This is a genomic window from Vibrio sp. NH-7, from assembly GCF_053643215.1.
In genome coordinates, this window is sequence record NZ_CM132187.1 from 2064195 (window position 1) to 2083178 (window position 18984).

Consider the following 18984-nt stretch of genomic DNA (forward strand, 5'->3'; position numbering starts at 1 on the left):
ACTACCCTTACCTACAGCTTAAACTTGTCGTCAACAACGCTGACAGCAGGGAAAGTGGTCCCCTTTTTCATTGCTTGTTCTGTTTCTTTTTTCGCGCTCTTGTCGATCCAGAAGTTTGCGATGTCCATTGGGTGGAAAATGCTTTCTGTTTTCTTGGTCATTGGGCTTTCTGGATACTTGATCCAGCGCCAGTGTATTGCGCGAGAGTAAGGCACCATGTAACCAGGGACGATAATGTTCGCTTCCGTTACGTAGTCTTGGATTTGATGCGACAAGGCGTAACGTTTTTGCTGGTCAAACTCAGCGTCATAGGCTTCGATAAGTTTATCGAGCTCTGGGCTGCTGTAGTTGGTGTGCGCGTTGGTCTGTGGCTTGTTGGCATTGTCAGAGTGCAAATACTCCCAGTAAGCCGGAATTTCACCCGATCCCATGTTAAGGAAAGCCAACTCATGTTTTTTCTCTAGGATGTATTTGAACGCTGAGGAACCATCGACTAGGTTCAAAGTAAACTCTAGACCCGCTAACTTAGCTTGTTCCTTTAGGTACGCAATACGAGGTGTCCAAGTGTTGTAGCCATAGGTGATCGCAAACGATAGACGCTCACCTTTGTCATTTACGCGAATGCCGTCTGGCCCGATTTCGTTAAAGCCAGCTTGCGCAAAAAATTCGGCAGCTTTACTAGGGTTAAACTCAGGGGCTTTGTTGTCAGCTTTGTCGTACTCACCATGACCGAAACCAAGACCGTGTGGCTTACGTGAGTAATCGCCTCTCATGATATTGGCGATCATGCCATCGTAGTCAGTGGCGAGCATGATCCCTTTGCGAAGATTGATGTCATCCAACAAAGGCTTAGCAGTGTTCATCCACAAACCACCAGCGCCTTGAGGCATTTGGTTGAATCCCCAAAATTTCTGGATATAGCCATCTTTAGAGGCTTGCGAATCAGACTTGCCGTGCCAATACTCTGGCAAAATCATGTCAAAATAATCAAGCTTACCCTTTTCGAAGTGCTTTAAAGCGATGTCGAAATCTCGAATCACACTGATTCTAATTTTGTCGACGTTGTAACGGTTTTGATAGTAGCGGTTTGAATAGCCCCACCAGTCGTCGCCAACGTGTTTAAACGTGACACTTTTACCTTTTTTGACCTTGTCTAGGTAGTAAGGTCCTGCTGTTGGCTCGCTCTTAAAGTTGTACTGACGAACGAAATTGTCAACCATACCATCGCCGTTTTCATCTTTGCCCCCTTTGAAGAAATGTTCAGGGCGAGGCTGAAAACCATTACTTGGCATATTGATCAACACCATCAACGCATCTTGGCTCTGCTCGACGTCTGTTTCAACCGCGATGGTGTAATCGTTAATCTTAGTCACATTGGTGATTGAATTGCTGAAGAAGTCGTTGTACCAAGGGTCGACAATGTCTTTGGAACGGTAGTACTGGAGCATGAACACATAATCATCTGCGGTAATCTTTTCACCATCTGACCATTTCGCGTTTTCGTCTAGCTGGAAGTAAACCGTTTTGTTGTCTTCCGAAAATGCCCAAGACTTGGCGAGTTGCGGAATCCACTTACCCGTATTTGGGTGGCGCTGCGCAAGCTTTGGAGCGCCGTCCATAAAGTAGTGACGAAGACCTGAGTTTGCATCTGGCCCTACGCTTCGCAACGTCTGCGGGAAACTAATCATAAAGGTGCGTAACGTCCCACCGCGTTGAGCTTCAGAAGAAGCGAATAACGGCTCTGAATCGTTAGTAATCCAATTTAAATCAGCAGGTAAAGATTGCGCTTGAGCCGAAAAAGCGGCTCCAACTAGTGCCGCAATCGCGGTCAATTTAGCGAAATTTTTCATTATTATTACTTCCTTGTAAATCTGCGGCTATTCATAGCGAGTGAATTTTTTAGGATCGAATGCGCTTCGAATTGCTTCGCCTATGAAGGTCACCATCACTAAAACAGCGACAATTGAAGTCACAACCGATACAACAATCCATGGAGCGTCGAGGTTTGACTTACCTTGTTGGAGAAGCTCCCCCCAACTCGGGGTCGGCGGCATCAGCCCAAGACCTAAATAGTCAAGTGCGGTTAGCGCTGTGATATTTGCGGCGATAGTAAATGGCGCCAACGTTACAATCATCACCATTGTATTGGGTAAAATATGATGAAGCAGAATACGACTTGTCGATGCGCCCAAAGCTCGCGCCGCCATCACGTACTCTCGGGCTGACTCTTTATAAGTCATGGTTCGCATGTACCAAGTAATGCCCATCCAGCCAAACAAAACGTTTATCGCGACAAAGAGCGCAAAGGTTGGTTGGGTGATCGACACTAAAATCATGATCACATATAGAAAAGGAACCATTGACCAAACTTCAATGAGTCGCTGTACGAATAAATCAAACTTTCCGCCAAAAAAACCCATAGAACAGCCAACGATGGTTCCAATCGCATAAGATACCGCCATGGTCATTAGTGCAAAACCCATCGCAATACGGAAACCGTAAACAAGACGCGCGAGGATGTCTCGACCGATCACATCGGTACCCAAGTAGTGCTGAGTTTCGAAACTCGGAGCAAGTGGAGGGAAATCACCACTAAAGTCTTGCTCGTACGGGTTCCACGGCACGATTGGCATCACAACGAAATTGCCGCTGTCTTCGTTATCAAATAATGCTTTTAACTGTCGGTAATCGGTTTCACTTGAATAATCCAAGCCAAACTCTGTACCGGGCTTTACATCACTAAAGACCGGGAATGACCACTCGTCATTGTACTTAACGACCAATGCTTTACTGTTCACTAATACTTCAGCAAATAGTGAGAGCAATAAAAAAGTACTGAGAATAATGAGTGACCAGTAGCCGCGTTTGATCTCTTTAAAGTGCTTGATTTTCTTTTGAGTAAGAGGTGTTAATTTGATCATGATCCGAACCTCACTCGTGGGTCTGCGACGGCTACACATAAATCTGAAAGAATATTGCCAACCATTAACATCACAGCGTTAATAGCCACGATGCCCATCACGACTGGGTAATCACGTTCGACAATGGACTCATAACCCAACAAGCCAATGCCATCAATATTAAAGATAACTTCGATAAGAAATGAACCCGTCATAAAGAACAATAATGAGTTACCAAAGTGGCTCGCAATTGGAATTAAACTATTTTGAAGTGCGTGTTTTTTAACCGCCTTTTTAAATGGTAAACCTTTCGCAATTGCCGTTCGAATATAATCAGCGGAAATGTTCTCCATCAGATTATTTTTCATTGTCATTGTTAATGTCGCGAAGTCACCTATCAAATAACAGATAAGGGGCAATACCGCGTGCCACATAATATCTTTAAACTGTTCGAAGAAGGTTTCATAGTCATCAAAATCATCACCAACAAAGCCACCCATTGGAAACCAATCCAAGTTGTATGCAAAAACGGTAATTAAGAAGACACCGACAACATAACCGGGCAATGCGTAACCAACAAATATTAATACGGATGAAGCGGAATCAAACACCGACCCGTGCTTAATTGCTTTGTAATAGCCAAGCGGAATAGAGATAAAATAGCTTATAAAGAATGTCATCCCGCCATAAAATAAAGAGACAGGCAGACGCTCAGCGATCATATCACCGACAGGTTCGTAATAACGAGTTGACTCGCCAAAATCCAATATAATGATTTTAGACAACCAATCTAAATAGGCTTCAATTACAGGTTTGTCCAACCCATAAAAAGCATTTAGGTCCGCAATCTGGTCTTCTGATAATGCGGAACTATTACCAGCAACACTGACCGATGCACTATCGGATCCTGAATGCATACTCGCCAACATTCGCTCAACAGGGCCACCTGGAACAAAACGTGTAATTGCGAATATTAAGATTGTGATACCTAAAAAGGTAGGTACGACTAATAATAGGCGTCGTAAAATATATGCTAACAATTGGAAATACTCCGTACCAATTACTAATTAAAGTGTCATCACATCCTGTGACTTATTAGAATATACAACTGGTATAACCAGTATCTGTGACATTAATCTGTTGACGATAATCGATGTTTTCAAATCTATAAAACGAATTTATCAATTTTGTCGATTTTTATCGACTTACGTCATACTTTCTACAAAGTTTTGACGTAAAGATAACATCGACTTTGCGTTGTGCCTCAGAATACTGGATTTTTAAGGATAAACGAGTAATTAGTGACAAGATAAGTTATCAGGTAAGGTTATAAAGCGAGAGTTTGTAGAACTTTATGCTAAGCCAAAAAAGCCTAAACGATTGCTTCATTCATTTGATTCGTTTAGGCCATGATATTTGGAGTTTTTATTTGTTATTTTAGTTGTAACAATTCGTTGTTAATACTAGTTAATACTTTTTCAGGGTTTTCTGCTTGAGTTATAGGTCGACCAATCACCAAGTAGTCCGAACCAGACTGAACCGCATCCACTGGTGTCATGATACGTTTCTGGTCACCAACAGCAGCACCCGTAGGTCGAATGCCTGGTGTAACAAGTTTAAATTCTTGGCCAAGCGCCTGTTTTAGCATAGATGCTTCCTGAGCTGAGCAAACAACACCATCAAGACCTGAGTTCTTCGTCAACGTCGCCAGTCGAATAACATGGTCTTGTGGCTCAACGTTTAACCCTACGCCAGCCAAATCACTCTGTTCCATGCTGGTTAGTACTGTTACCCCGATAAGCAATGGTCGTTCCTTTCCGTAGGGTTCAAGAATTTCGCGTGATGCTGTCATCATTCGTTCACCACCACTCGCATGAACATTCACCATCCAGACCCCCAACTCTGCAGCCGCGCGGACGGCTTTAGAACATGTATTTGGGATGTCGTGGAATTTCAAATCAAGAAATACGGAGAAGCCACGTTTATGAAGCTCTTTAACGAAATCAGGACCAAACAAGGTAAACATTTCTTTACCGACTTTTAGTCGACAAGAGCTTGGGTCGATTCGATCTACAAAAGCAAGTGCGTCAGCTTGGTTGTCATAATCCAGCGCAACAATAACTTTTTGGTCAATCATTTCATCTCCTAACTAGTATTAACATGCCTAAAAAAAGCAGCGGGATCACCGCTGCTCATTACGATTGGAAGCCCAATCAAATTCATTATTCTCCATCTAAACCTCTAATAGGCTTGATGGTCCCCCACCCTTTACACGATGGGCAGTGCCAGTACATAGAGTGAGTCGAAAAGCCACATTTACGACATCGATAATGAGGCTTTACCTTCATTTGTTCTCCAACGAGCTTTTGCAACGTAGCCAAGCTCGCTTTCGCTCGACCTTCTTCTGCTTCAGCCAAGTGATAGTCAATCAAGCGATAAAACCCTTTCATCGTCGGGTTTTTCACTAACTGTCGGGTCAACAATTCCTGTGCAGATCCAGAACCTTCATGCTTTGCTACCAACTGAGCCAGCATTAATTCAGCAGAAGCGCCCGCTTTATTAACAATACATTGACGAAGGAACTCGAGTAGCTCGTCTTCTGAGCCTAAATGATGATAGCAATCGGCAAGAATCGGTAGTACTTCACTGACGAAGTCGCTATCTTGTTCTAGTACCATTTCAAAATGCTTGATAGCACTTCGATAGTCTTCATTTTCTAAGTAGGTTTTGCCTAGTGCTATACTCGCCCTGACACATTTGGGGTCCTCGCTGAGCGCTTTTCTAAAGTGCTGTAAAGCTTTCGCTTGATTACCATCAGCCTTTTCTTGCATCGCCAGTTCACACCAAAAGTGTGCAATGCTGTTGCGCATCCGCTTACGCCCCAGCTTAACCAGAAGCGTCGCATAGTGGATGGCTTTAGACCACTCCCTAGTTTGCTGGTAGATAGAAACCAGTTGCTGTAAGGCTGCCTCACGATGATCTGGCTCTTCGACTAGCTGTTCAAAGATTTTTTCCGCACGATCAAGAAAGCCAGAAACCATGTAATCTTTGGCTAATTGTTGCAGTGCGATATTTTTTTGGTCGATAGTGAGACCAGAGCGTGAGATTAAATTCTGGTGTATACGGATGGCACGATCTACTTCTCCTCGTGATCGAAACAAGTTACCCAACGCTAAGTGTGTATCAATTGTTTCGTTATCAACTTGAAGTAGTTCTATAAAGTGGTCTACTGCTTTGTCTGACTGGTCAGAAAGAAGAAGGTTAAGACCCGTCACGTATTGACGGGATATTTGATTAGAGTGTTTCTGCTTGTCTTGTTGGGCACTGCGATTACCCATATACCAGCCGTATGCAGCGGCGATAGGTAACAACAAGAAGAGTATTTCTAACATCGAGTGGAGAGCCTACCTGCGTAACTTAAGAAGCTTTGACCTGGGTAGCTTGCTCAGTGGCTGGAGAAAGTTTTTTTACCTGCTTCTTCAGCTTTCTTACTTGAAGTTGAGACTTAAGGTGCAAACTGCCAAATATTAACCAAGATATAGCAAAACCAGTCACAAATACGACGCCTAGAAGCGTAGAGAGGTGAAACTCACCTTGAGCAATTAAGTAATTGAAGTTAACAATCGCTTGGTTCTGAGAGCCTAATGCTAACGCCACTAAAAACAGAGCCAATACGATAACGATCTTTATAATTTTCATAGTCCATCACCTAAGCAAAAATCAGCCGTTACGATTATGCAGTAAAACCAATGAACAAACCATGCTTATATCGGTATAACCGCCAATAAAAAAGCGGCACTACTAAATAATGCCGCTTATCGCTAACGTTTTAGAAACTTAGCCGATATTTACACGCTCACGTAACTCTTTACCTGGTTTAAAGTGAGGAACATACTTGCCTTCCAACTCCACCTTATCACCAGTCTTAGGGTTGCGCCCAACTCGAGGCTCACGGTAATGTAGAGAGAAACTACCAAAACCACGAATCTCGATTCTGTCGCCACTTTCCAGTGTCGAAGCCATATGCTCTAAAATGTCTTTTACAGCATCTTCAATCTCTTTAGCTGAAAGATGAGTTTGCTCAGCACAGAGTCTTTCGATTAACTCAGACTTAGTCATAGTTTCCCTCATAGAGTAATTTATCACTTATTATAGTAAGTAATACCAATTCCAACAAACACTTGCTTTCAATTTTAGACAAAGTTTGTTCAATTTGCACAACTAGAAACTCAACTTAATTGAACCGCTTCTGCCGATTGGTATTACTACTCATTTTCGAGTAAGAATAAAAAAGGAGCCTTACGGCCCCTTTTTCTTAAAAACGAGTAAATTACTCGCCTTTAGCTGCTTTGAATGCGTCAGCCATAGCGTTACCGAACGAAGCTTCATCAGCTTTGTTCAGAGAAGCCATTGCTTCTTGCTCTTCTGCTTCATCTTTAGCTTTGATAGATAGGTTGATTACGCGGTTCTTGCGGTCTACACCTGTGAACTTCGCTTCAACGCTGTCACCAACGCTTAGGATTAGAGATGCATCTTCAACGCGGTCACGTGAAGCTTCAGAAGCGCGGATGTAACCTTCAACGCCTTCTACTAGCTCGATAGTTGCACCTTTAGCGTCTACTGCAGTAACAGTACCGTTAACTAGTGCACCTTTCTTGTTCTCAGCAACGTAAGCATTGAATGGGTCATTTTCCATTTGCTTAACGCCTAGAGAGATACGCTCACGCTCAGCATCTACAGCTAGAACTACAGCAGAGATCTCGTCGCCTTTCTTGTACTCACGTACAGCTTCTTCACCAGCAACATTCCAAGAAATGTCAGATAGGTGAACTAGACCGTCGATGCCGCCTTCTAGACCAATGAAGATACCGAAGTCAGTGATAGACTTGATCTTACCAGTAACTTTGTCGCCTTTAGCTTGCGCTTCAGCGAAAGATTGCCATGGGTTAGCTTTACACTGTTTCAGACCTAGAGAGATACGACGACGTTCTTCGTCGATTTCAAGAACCATAACCTCAACTTCGTCGCCAACATTAACAACTTTAGATGGGTGGATGTTCTTGTTAGTCCAATCCATTTCAGAAACGTGTACTAGACCTTCAACGCCTTCTTCGATTTCAACGAAACAGCCGTAGTCAGTTAGGTTAGTAACGCGACCAGTTAGTTTGTGACCTTCTGGGTAACGCTTAGCGATTGCTACCCATGGATCTTCGCCTAGTTGCTTAAGACCTAGTGATACGCGAGTACGCTCACGGTCGAACTTAAGAACTTTAACTTGGATCTCGTCACCAACGTTAACGATCTCAGAAGGGTGCTTAACGCGCTTCCAAGCCATGTCAGTGATGTGTAGTAGGCCGTCAACGCCACCTAGGTCTACGAACGCACCGTAGTCAGTAAGGTTCTTAACGATACCTTTAACTTCTGCGCCTTCTTGTAGAGTTTCTAGAAGCTCATCACGCTCAACGCTGTTCTCAGATTCGATTACTGCACGACGAGATACAACTACGTTGTTACGCTTCTGGTCAAGTTTGATAACTTTGAACTCTAGCTCTTTGTTTTCTAGGTGAGCAGTGTCACGGATAGGACGTACGTCTACTAGTGAACCAGGAAGGAAAGCACGGATACCGTTTAGTTCAACAGTGAAACCGCCTTTAACTTTACCGTTGATGATACCAACAACAGTTTCAGCTTCTTCACAAGCTTTCTCAAGAACGATCCAAGCTTCGTGACGCTTCGCTTTCTCACGAGAAAGTTGAGTCTCACCGAAACCATCTTCAACAGCGTCTAGAGCTACGTCTACTTCAGCGCCAACTTCAACTTCAAGTTCGCCAGCAGCGTTCTTGAACTGTTCAGCAGGGATAGCAGATTCAGACTTAAGACCAGCGTCAACAAGAACGAAACCGTTCTCGATAGCTACTACAGTACCTTTAACGATGCTGCCTTGTTGGAATTCTGTTTCGTTTAGAAACTCTTCAAAGAGTTGAGCAAAAGATTCAGTCATTTATTTAATCTTCAATAAATTAAACGTCCACGGGTTTCCTACCGCGTGGGGTTATTAAATTCGCCGGTCATCATCCTTGCGACCAACGCTCTGACCTAGCCGCTTAAGCGACTAGCTTAGATTCGATATATTGTAGTGCTTTTTCTACCACTTCGTCGATACTCATCACGGTAGAATCTAGCAACAGTGCATCCTCAGCAGGGCGCAATGGCGCTACTGGGCGGTTACGATCTCGGTCGTCACGCTCTTGGATCTCGCACAAAAGGTCGTCAAATTTAACATCTAACCCCTTGCCTTGCAACTGTTTAAGCCTACGATTAGCGCGCTCTTCAGCGCTAGCATCTAGGAAAATTTTCGCTTCTGCTTGAGGGAAAACAACCGTCCCCATATCACGACCGTCGGCGACCAAACCAACGCCTTCAGCAAACGCGCGCTGACGTCGAAGCAATGCTTCTCGAACGCGCGGCAACGCCGCCACTTTAGACGCTGCCATACCTGTCTCTTCTTTACGAAGCTCACCAGAAACGTCTTCACCTTCAAGAATCACTTTTACAAGGTCCCCTTCAGCAATGAACTGAACATCAAGGTGCGTCGCCAAAGGAACAAGAGCGTCTTCGGATTCTAGATCCACACCATGGTGAATTGCCGCCAATGCGAGAACACGATAAATCGCGCCAGAATCGAGTAAGTGAAAACCTAACTTCTTAGAAAGAAGCATGCAAAGCGTGCCCTTGCCAGCTCCGCTTGGTCCATCAACGGTCACTACCGGTGTATGAGACGACATCATTAACTCCACGTTAGTTTGGTTCAGCGTAATATTGCTGATTCAGTATCGGCGTGAAATTATAGAGGTATTCGAACAAGGGTGCTAGGAAGGATTGAGGAAAATTGAAAAAGAGCGCATACGCGCTCTAAACGAAATTTATAATTGAATTCGCTCACGATTTTTATCAACCAGTGCCGGACCAATCCCCTTGACATCCACTAGCGACTCAGCACTCTCGAAATTTCCGTGCTTCTAACGATAGTCGACTATCGCTTGCGCTTTTTTCATTCCAATTCCGGTAAGCAAATCTGCGAGTTCCTCTGCACTCGCCTGGTTCACGTTCACCGTAATTTCTATTCCCTCATACTTCGAGTTCACTTTTTGACCTGCCAACGAGACTTGTGGCAAAGAAAGAACAAGTATGAATGTAAACAACCATTTTATGAACACAAAACTCTCCTTGAAGTAACGATACAGACATGAGGTTACCCTGAGAAATTGCATTGAAAACTACACAGCACAAAAAACAAAACGGGCTGCAAATGCAGCCCGTTTTTATCGATATATCAATTACATTGAAATTATTGCGATACTACAAAATACTCAATGTCGGTCGTTTTACGTAAAACGCTTATCAATCCAGTTAAGTCGAGTTGAGCATTCATCTGTGTCAACTGGTTACTAATTTGCGCGTTGTACTGAGCGTCAAACTCATCACTCACATTCGATAGCTTAACAACCGCAATGTTTCCGTTAAGCTCTTTAGCCTGAGCGTACTCAACCTTGCCTTCTGATGGCTTAGGCATTGCGAAAATAACATCTGCCATAGGTGCACTGCGATCAACAGCTTGAACGTCATTGAATGCTAGACCATTTTCGTTTAACAGCTCTTGCTTACCTTCTTTTAGTTCCGCAACAAGCTTATCCGCCAATGCAATCGCGTTCTGCTCGCCTTTGATCTTGGACAGTGTCGCCACAACTTGTTCACGAACATCGTCTAAAGGTAAAACCATCTCGTCACGATAATCTTCGACACGAACTACGATGACATGCTCAGGTGCAACTTCAATCACTTCTGAGTTCAAGCCATCTTCTTTTACTTCTGGGCTGAGGATAGCTTGCAACACTGATGGTGCTTTTAGCAGTTCAGGCGCATCGACTTGCGAAATAAAATCCGTCGTTTCAATTTTCGCGTCAATAGCTGCCGCAGCGTCATCTAGTGAGTCAGGGTACTCAAAGGCAACTTTCTCTAGTTCGCTTTGCAGCTCATAAAACTGGTCGATGGCTTGTTGGTCTTTCAGCTCTTGTTTGATCTGAGCCGCGACGTCAGCGTATGGCTTAACGACCGAGCCTTTAAGATCATCAAGCTTGATAATGTGGTAGCCAAAGTCCGATTTGACTAAACCCGTTACATCACCCACGTTCTTCAGTGCAAATGCTGCTTCTTCGAAAGCTGGGTCCATGACATCACGCTCAATCCAACCTAGCGATCCGCCTTCTGATGCACTACCAAAGTCATCTGATTTTTCTTCTGCTAACGCTGCAAAATCTGCCCCAGCGTTAAGCTCATCCAAAATAGACTGTGCTTTAGCTTGGTCATCACCTTCGACTAGGATGTGACTTACGCGACGCTGTTCTTCTGAAGAGTATTTATCTAAATGTTCTTCAAAGTACTTTTTAGCTTCTTCGTCAGAGACAGTTATTGCATCTTTTAGCTTCTGAGCTGACAGCTCGATGTAAGCAACTTTCACCTGTTCAGGACGTGTATAGCGCTCTGAGTTTTGCTCGTAGTAACCTTGAATTTCATCGTCCGACAATTCTACTTTGGCTGCAAAGTCATCAAGAGGTAGGCTCAGCGTTTGAACCTCACGGGTTTGAGTCAACAACTTAGCCTGTGCTTCAACTTCTGCTGGAAGAGAGAAATCACTCGCTTGAATCGCTGTTAGGAGTTGGTTACGAACCAAATCACGACGCAAATACTCCGCAAAACTTTCCGGAGTGAAACCCGCGCGACGCAAAGACGACTGATAGATTTCTTGGTCAAACTTACCATCAACTTGGAACTGAGGCATTTCAACAATCATGGTACGTACTTGTGCATCACTTACACGTAAACCTAGAGATGCGGCATGTTGCTCAAGCAGCAAATCATTGACCATACGATCAAGAACAGATTTTCGGAAAGATTCTACGTAGCTAGGATCTGCAAGAAGATTTGAGAAATAATCACCAAGTTGAGCTTGCATGCGGTTGCGTTCATTTTGATACGCTTGCTCAAACTCACCACGGCCAATTTCTACGTTGCCCACTTTTGCAGCTGTGTTGCCAGCGCCACCGACAATGTAGCTTCCTACACCTGCAAAAACGAAAGATAGGATGATAAGTCCCAGGATAATTTTTACCGCGATGCTGTTAACGCCTTCGCGTAATCGATCCATCATACTTAAACTACTCTCCGCTCGCACATCTCAGCATTGTTGAGAACACTTAGATGTGCCTAATACTAAAACAAAAATGAATAGCGCGATAATACCAGAAAAAGAAATGCGCATCAGTATGATGCGCATATTTTAAAAAGGTTCTAACAAAATTGGGGATGAAGCCAATTTTTATTAGTTACAAGCGTCTTTTAGTGCTTTACCCGCTTTGAATGAAGGTACTTTCGCTTCAGCAATTTGAATTTCTTCACCCGTTTTTGGGTTACGGCCTGTGCGAGCTGCACGAGTGCGCACGCTGAATGTACCGAAGCCAACAAGTGCAACTTGATCACCAGACTGAAGTGTATCACTCACTGCTTCGATAAGAGCGTCAAGTGCGCGGCCTGCTGATGCTTTAGATAGATCTGCGTTTTCTGCAATTTTTTCTACTAATTGTGTTTTATTCACTGTGATTCCCCTTTGCGCTACCTTATTTAGTTATTTACGGTAGCTTTCGTTCCATTTGTTTCAAATCAGCGACAATCCCTTATACCGCAAGGGCTGAAGCTATAGTCGCTAACGTTAGCGCCCAAAAAAAACGCTGACAAGCCTTTTTAAGCCTATCAGCGTAATCTTTTACTTATTTTTGCTACACATCACTATTTTGCGGCAGCAATCTCGACACCTGACGGGTCTTTTTCTAATGCAACTTGAAGTACTTCATCAATCCATTGCACCGGAATTACCTTCAGATCAGCGATGACGTTGTCTGGAATTTCTTCCAAATCGCGCTCATTGTCTTTAGGAATCAGTACTGTTTTGATGCCACCACGATGAGCCGCAAGAAGTTTCTCTTTTAAGCCACCGATAGGTAGGACTTCACCACGTAAGGTAATCTCACCGGTCATACCGACTTCCGCTTTAACAGGGTTTCCTGTTAGGCTGGAAACCAACGCGGTACACATGGCGATACCTGCACTTGGACCATCTTTTGGTGTCGCACCTTCTGGTACGTGCACGTGAATATCGCGCTTCTCATAGAAGTCTGAGTTAATACCAAGCTTCTCGGCACGTGAACGCACTACCGTCATTGCCGCTTGAATTGACTCTTTCATCACGTCACCCAGTGACCCTGTTTGCGTCAGCTTGCCTTTGCCAGGCATCGCTTCCGTTTCGATCGTCAACAGATCACCGCCCACTTGCGTCCAAGCGAGACCCGTCACTTGACCAATACGGTTGCTGTCTTCTGCTTTACCATAATCATGGCGCTGAACACCCAAATACTCTTTTAGGTTATCCATAGTAACAGTGACACTCTTAAGCTCTTTATCGAGCAAGATATTTTTCACTGCTTTGCGACAAATCTTCGAGATCTCACGCTCTAGGCTACGAACACCCGCTTCACGCGTGTAGTAACGGATTATGCCAATAATGGCTGAGTCTTCGATCTCAATCTCACCCACCTTTAGGCCGTTGCGCTTGATCTGTTTTTCAACTAAGTGGCGCTTCGCAATATTCAGCTTTTCGTCTTCGGTGTAGCCCGATAAACGAATCACTTCCATACGGTCTAACAGTGGGCCTGGAATATCCATCGAGTTCGACGTTGCCACGAACATTACGTCAGATAGGTCATAATCGACTTCTAGATAGTGGTCGTTAAACGCGTTGTTTTGTTCAGGGTCAAGAACCTCTAACAGAGCAGATGACGGATCACCACGCATATCAGACGACATCTTGTCGATTTCATCCAATAGGAATAGCGGGTTCTTCACACCAACTTTAGACATTTTCTGAATAAGTTTACCCGGCATTGAACCGATGTATGTACGACGGTGACCACGAATCTCCGCTTCATCACGTACGCCGCCTAATGCCATGCGCGTGTATTGACGACCGGTAGCAGCGGCAATTGAACGACCTAGAGACGTTTTACCCACACCAGGAGGACCAACAAGACATAGGATTGGGCCTTTAAGCTTATTGATTCGATTTTGAACCGCCAAGTATTCTAGAATGCGCTCTTTAACACGCTCTAGGCCATAATGGTCTTCGTTTAGAATTTCTTCTGCTTTCGCCAAGTTCTTCTTAACTTTCGAACGCTTGCTCCAAGGTACACCAAGCATCCAATCGATGTAGCCACGTACAACAGTTGCTTCTGCCGACATTGGTGACATCATCTTAAGCTTTTGTAGCTCTTGCTCGGTTTTTTCGCGCGCTTCTTGAGGCATTTTAGAATCAGCGATTTTCTGTTTCAGAGCTTCAAATTCGTCAACGCCATCTTCGCCTTCACCCAGCTCTTTCTGGATGGCTTTCATTTGCTCGTTCAGGTAGTACTCGCGTTGAGATTTTTCCATCTGCTTTTTAACACGAGTTCGGATGCGCTTCTCAACCTGTAGCAAGTCGATTTCCGACTCCATTTGCCCCATCAAGAATTCCAGACGCTCTGTTACGTCTAATATCTCAAGAACTGTTTGTTTGTCAGCGAGCTTGAGCGGCATATGCGCAGCGATGGTATCTGCAAGACGAGCTGCTTCGTCAATACCACTGAGTGACGTGAGAACTTCTGGTGGGATTTTCTTGTTGAGCTTAATAAAGCCTTCAAATTGATTGATTGCACTACGAACAATGACTTCGTGCTCGCGCTCGTCAAGTTCTTCCGTGACCAGATATTCAGCATCAGCGACGAAGAACTCATCATCAGTCAGACTATTGATTTTTGCGCGTTGTTGACCTTCAACAAGAACTTTTACTGTGCCATCTGGTAGCTTTAAAAGTTGAAGAATCGTCGCAACGGTACCAACATCAAAAAGATCATTCTTCGTTGGTTCATCTGTATCCGCTTCTTTCTGCGCAACTAGCAGCACTTGCTTGTTGTTATCCATTGCCGCTTCGAGACAAGCGATGGATTTTTCACGACCAACAAACAAAGGAATTACCATGTGCGGGTAAACGACTACATCTCTTAGAGGTAGTACAGGGATCTCGATACGTTCGGAACGTTCCAAGTTCATATTATTCTCTCTTCCGCTTAGTCTTATGAGCAGTATATGGGGGCTAATTGGTTGGATTCAATGAAAGAATAAAAAAAAGGAGGTAATTGATTACCTCCTTTTCTGATTTAGCAAATTATGTGAATCGGGTTACGATTCTGCACCCGCAGCTTGGTTGTCAGCGTTGCTGTAAATCAACAGCGGTTCAGATTCACCGTTGATGACTGACTCATCAATTACAACTTTGCTTACGTTGTCCATTGATGGCAGCTCGTACATCGTCTCAAGAAGAACTGCTTCAAGAATCGAACGCAATCCGCGAGCACCTGTTTTACGCTCCATCGCTTTCTTCGCGATAGCTCGTAGTGCATCTTCACGGAACTCAAGCTCAGAGTCTTCAAGTTCAAACAACGCAGCATACTGTTTCGTTAATGCGTTCTTTGGTTCACAAAGGATCTGAATCAACGCATCTTCGTCAAGCTCAGTCAGTGTTGTTGTCACTGGTAGACGACCGATGAACTCAGGGATTAGGCCGTATTTAACCAAATCTTCTGGCTCAACCTGAGTGAACAATTCACCCACAGTCTTAGTTTCGTCTTTAGAACGAACTTCCGCACCAAAACCAATACCAGTGCCCGTTGCAACACGTTGCTCGATAACTTTATCTAGGCCAGCAAACGCACCACCACAAATAAATAGAATCTTAGATGTGTCTACTTGTAGGAATTCTTGCTGAGGATGCTTACGACCACCTTGCGGGGGAACTGAAGCAACCGTACCTTCGATAAGTTTTAGAAGCGCTTGCTGAACACCTTCACCTGAAACATCACGAGTGATCGATGGGTTTTCAGCTTTGCGTGAAATCTTGTCAATTTCGTCGATGTAAACAATACCGCGCTCTGCTTTCGCGACATCGTAATCACATTTTTGGAGCAGTTTTTGAATGATGTTTTCAACATCTTCACCAACGTAACCCGCTTCAGTCAGCGTCGTTGCGTCTGCCATTGTGAAAGGTACATCTAGGAAACGAGCTAGGGTTTCAGCCAGTAGCGTTTTACCACTACCCGTTGGACCGATAAGAAGAATGTTACTCTTACCAAGTTCCACGCCTTCGCTTGTCGTGTCGCCGTTACGTAAACGCTTGTAGTGGTTGTAAACGGCCACTGCTAGCACTTTTTTAGCGTAATCTTGACCGATCACATAGTCATCTAAATGTTCACGAATTTCTCTTGGAGCGGGCAACGCTTCAGATTGTTTTTTCGGTAGAACATCTTTAATTTCTTCACGAATAATATCGTTACATAGATCGACACATTCGTCACAGATATAGACGGATGGACCGGCGATCAGCTTGCGAACTTCGTGCTGGCTTTTGCCGCAGAAAGAGCAGTAAAGAAGCTTACTACTACCGCTCTCTTTGCTTTTATCTGTCATTCGCTAACCTCTTAGCCTTTACTCATATGATTTGAGTGTATATCAATTTAAACCGAATTGCGCTAAACAATTGCTATCAATTATTCACCGCGGTGGCTTAATACTGCATCAACCAAACCGTACTCCACAGCTTGCTCAGCAGCCATAAAGTTATCACGATCGGTATCGCGTTCAATCACTTCTAACGGTTGACCTGTATGCTCAGCCAGCAGCTTGTTCAGCTTCTGTTTGATGGTCAAAATCTCTTGCGCATGAATTTGAATATCAGACGCTTGACCTTGGAAACCGCCAAGTGGTTGGTGAATCATCACGCGCGAATTAGGCAGTACATAACGCTTGCCTGGTGCGCCACCAGCAAGTAAGAATGCGCCCATTGAGCACGCTTGTCCCATACATACCGTGCTGACATTTGGTTTGATAAACTGCATGGTGTCGTAAATCGACATACCCGCTGTCACACTACCGCCTGGCGAATTAATGTATAGGAAAATATCTTTATCAGGATTTTCAGACTCTAGGAAAAGTAGCTGCGCCACGACAAGATTTGCCATGTGATCTTCCACTTGACCCGTTAAGAAGATAACGCGCTCTTTCAGCAAGCGAGAGTAAATATCGTAAGAACGTTCACCACGGGAAGTCTGTTCAACCACCATTGGTACTAGCGCGTCTAGAATTGGCGACATTGCATTTTTTTCTTGGTAGCTCATATTCTTATGTCCCTAAAATAAATGGCCCGAATGACAAATATCATACGGACCATTGTTAGCAGAATAGTTAACGTTTCGTCAACCTTCTACGCAAGATATTGCTTATTAAGCCGCTGGCTGCTGGTTCATTAGCTCGTTGAAGCTAACTTCTTTTTCAGTAACCTGAGCTTTAGCGATGATTGCATCAATTGCTTGCTCTTCAAGAGCAACGTTGCGCATGTTGTTCATCATTTGCTCGTTTTGCTCGTAGTAAGCAACAACTTCAGCTGGATCTTCGTAAGCTGTCGCCATCTCTTCGATTAGCGCTTTCACTTTCTCGTCGTCAGCTTTTAGCTCTTCAGACTTGATTACTTCGCCTAGAAGAAGACCAACAACTACGCGACGCTTAGCTTGCTCTTCGAACAGTTCACGTGGAAGTTGTGCAGCCGCTTCTGGGTTGCCACCGAAACGCTGTGCAGCTTGCTGACGCAGAGTACCGATTTCTTGGTCGATAAGTGCAGCAGGTACGTCGATTTCGTTCTCTTTAACTAGACCGTCGATTGCTTGCTCTTTGATGCGGTTCTTAACAGCTTGCTTAAGCTCACGCTCCATGTTCTTACGAACTTCAGCTTTAAGTGCGTCTACGCCACCCTCAGCAACACCGAACTTAGAAACGAATTCGTCGTTCAGTTCTGGAAGCTCACGCGCTTCAACTTTGTTTACTTTGATCGCAAACTTAGCCGCTTTACCTTTTAGGTTTTCTGCGTGGTAATCTTCTGGGAAAGTCACATCGATTTCGAATTCCATACCAGCAGTCTTACCTGCGATACCGTCTTCAAAACCAGGAATCATGCGACCCGCGCCCATTTCTAGTGGGAAGTTCTCAGCTTTACCGCCTTCGAATTCTTCGCCGTCAATTGAGCCAACGAAATCGATAGTTGCGCGCTTGCCTTCTTCAGCCGCTTCTTCTACTTCAACCCAACCAGCTTGTTGCTTACGTAGCGTTTCGATCATCTCTTCAACGTCAGCGTCATTTACTTCAGTTGTTGGTTTTTCAACAGTGATGTTCTCTAGGCCTTTAAGCTCAACTTCTGGGTAAACTTCGAAAGTTGCGTTGAAAACTAGGTCTGCACCTTCTTTGTTTTCAACTGGAGCGAACGTTGGAGCACCTGCTGGGTTGATTTTTTCTTTAACGATCGCTTCGATGAAGTGACGTTGCATTACTTCACCCATCACGTCTTGACGTACTGCTTTGCCGTACATCTTCGCAACCATTTTTAGAGGCACTTTACCTTTACGGAAACCATCGAAACGACGGTTTTTTGCGATGTTGCGTAGTTCAGCTGTCACAGCATCTTCGATGTTTGCAGCTGGAACAGTAATGTTAAGACGGCGCTCTAGGCCCTCTAGAGTTTCAACAGTAACTTGCATTATTCATTAACCTCAAAACTGGCTCAGTCTTGCTGAGCTTATGTGCCCTAAAATCCAAAAACAGGTATTAGGACCCATCCTTGTTTGTACTCTGCGAGTACTCTTTATAAATCGAGTATCGATAACGGCAAAGATCCGCTATCGGACTAATGAACGATATCTTTACGAATCCGAGTTCGTGAAAGGTATCTCCGATTAGCCTCAGGATAAAAATTTAGACGCAGCATTCTACCGACCTAGTCGATAGCTGTCGAGCCGATCCCTAAGATACCGTTAGGATTACCCTAAAAACTCACTTAACTGCTAAAAAAAGAAGCAATAAAGTCGTTATTGTCTTCAGAAATGGGGACATTAATAGC

Annotated in this window: 15 protein-coding genes and 1 pseudogene; all 16 read right to left on the reverse strand. The window is 44.2% G+C overall.

Going from position 1 to position 18984, the window contains the following annotated elements; genetic code table 11:
• Nucleotides 1-11: 11 nt before the first annotated feature.
• Nucleotides 12-1850: an extracellular solute-binding protein gene (locus ACUALS_RS09450; RefSeq protein ID WP_454448253.1), complete on the reverse strand. Its 1839-nt coding sequence runs from the start codon at nucleotides 1848-1850 to the stop codon at nucleotides 12-14.
• 27 nt (nucleotides 1851-1877) lie between these two features.
• The gene (locus tag ACUALS_RS09455) at nucleotides 1878-2921 is read right to left on the reverse strand and encodes an ABC transporter permease (RefSeq protein ID WP_005474870.1); all 1044 of its coding nucleotides are present in this window, start codon (nucleotides 2919-2921) and stop codon (nucleotides 1878-1880) included.
• Nucleotides 2918-3940, reverse strand: a complete 1023-nt coding sequence (locus ACUALS_RS09460; RefSeq protein ID WP_454448254.1) for an ABC transporter permease subunit — start codon at nucleotides 3938-3940, stop codon at nucleotides 2918-2920. The genes ACUALS_RS09455 and ACUALS_RS09460 overlap by 4 nt, the downstream gene beginning before the upstream one ends.
• A gap of 392 nt (nucleotides 3941-4332) precedes the next feature.
• Nucleotides 4333-5037 (reverse strand): orotidine-5'-phosphate decarboxylase, encoded by a 705-nt coding sequence (gene pyrF / locus ACUALS_RS09465; RefSeq protein ID WP_005474832.1) that lies wholly within the window; start codon nucleotides 5035-5037, stop codon nucleotides 4333-4335.
• A gap of 85 nt (nucleotides 5038-5122) precedes the next feature.
• Nucleotides 5123-6292, reverse strand: a complete 1170-nt coding sequence (gene lapB / locus ACUALS_RS09470; RefSeq protein ID WP_038133998.1) for a lipopolysaccharide assembly protein LapB — start codon at nucleotides 6290-6292, stop codon at nucleotides 5123-5125.
• Between the two features lie 25 nt (nucleotides 6293-6317).
• Nucleotides 6318-6599: a LapA family protein gene (locus tag ACUALS_RS09475; protein ID WP_038191525.1), complete on the reverse strand. Its 282-nt coding sequence runs from the start codon at nucleotides 6597-6599 to the stop codon at nucleotides 6318-6320.
• A gap of 138 nt (nucleotides 6600-6737) precedes the next feature.
• Nucleotides 6738-7019, reverse strand: coding sequence for an integration host factor subunit beta (ihfB, locus tag ACUALS_RS09480; RefSeq protein WP_011080796.1), 282 nt, complete (start codon nucleotides 7017-7019; stop codon nucleotides 6738-6740).
• A 211-nt stretch (nucleotides 7020-7230) separates the two neighbouring features.
• Nucleotides 7231-8901 carry a 30S ribosomal protein S1 gene (rpsA, locus tag ACUALS_RS09485; protein ID WP_038133994.1) on the reverse strand — a complete coding sequence of 557 codons (1671 nt, stop codon included), beginning with the start codon at nucleotides 8899-8901 and terminating at the stop codon, nucleotides 7231-7233.
• 103 nt (nucleotides 8902-9004) lie between these two features.
• Entirely contained in the window at nucleotides 9005-9685 is a 681-nt protein-coding gene (cmk, locus tag ACUALS_RS09490; protein ID WP_038191526.1) for a (d)CMP kinase, read from the reverse strand.
• 138 nt (nucleotides 9686-9823) lie between these two features.
• Nucleotides 9824-10171, reverse strand: a pseudogene (locus ACUALS_RS09495) (ComEA family DNA-binding protein).
• A gap of 77 nt (nucleotides 10172-10248) precedes the next feature.
• Nucleotides 10249-12108 (reverse strand): peptidylprolyl isomerase, encoded by a 1860-nt coding sequence (ppiD, locus tag ACUALS_RS09500; protein ID WP_454448255.1) that lies wholly within the window; start codon nucleotides 12106-12108, stop codon nucleotides 10249-10251.
• Nucleotides 12109-12279: 171 nt separating this feature from the next.
• Nucleotides 12280-12552, reverse strand: coding sequence for an HU family DNA-binding protein (locus ACUALS_RS09505; RefSeq protein WP_005473436.1), 273 nt, complete (start codon nucleotides 12550-12552; stop codon nucleotides 12280-12282).
• A 191-nt stretch (nucleotides 12553-12743) separates the two neighbouring features.
• Entirely contained in the window at nucleotides 12744-15095 is a 2352-nt protein-coding gene (gene lon / locus ACUALS_RS09510) for an endopeptidase La (RefSeq protein ID WP_038133985.1), read from the reverse strand.
• A 129-nt stretch (nucleotides 15096-15224) separates the two neighbouring features.
• The gene (clpX, locus tag ACUALS_RS09515) at nucleotides 15225-16508 is read right to left on the reverse strand and encodes an ATP-dependent protease ATP-binding subunit ClpX (protein WP_038133983.1); all 1284 of its coding nucleotides are present in this window, start codon (nucleotides 16506-16508) and stop codon (nucleotides 15225-15227) included.
• An 80-nt stretch (nucleotides 16509-16588) separates the two neighbouring features.
• Nucleotides 16589-17215 (reverse strand): ATP-dependent Clp endopeptidase proteolytic subunit ClpP, encoded by a 627-nt coding sequence (gene clpP, locus ACUALS_RS09520; protein WP_005473337.1) that lies wholly within the window; start codon nucleotides 17213-17215, stop codon nucleotides 16589-16591.
• 105 nt (nucleotides 17216-17320) lie between these two features.
• Nucleotides 17321-18625, reverse strand: a complete 1305-nt coding sequence (gene tig / locus ACUALS_RS09525) for a trigger factor (RefSeq protein ID WP_005473365.1) — start codon at nucleotides 18623-18625, stop codon at nucleotides 17321-17323.
• Nucleotides 18626-18984: the final 359 nt, after the last annotated feature.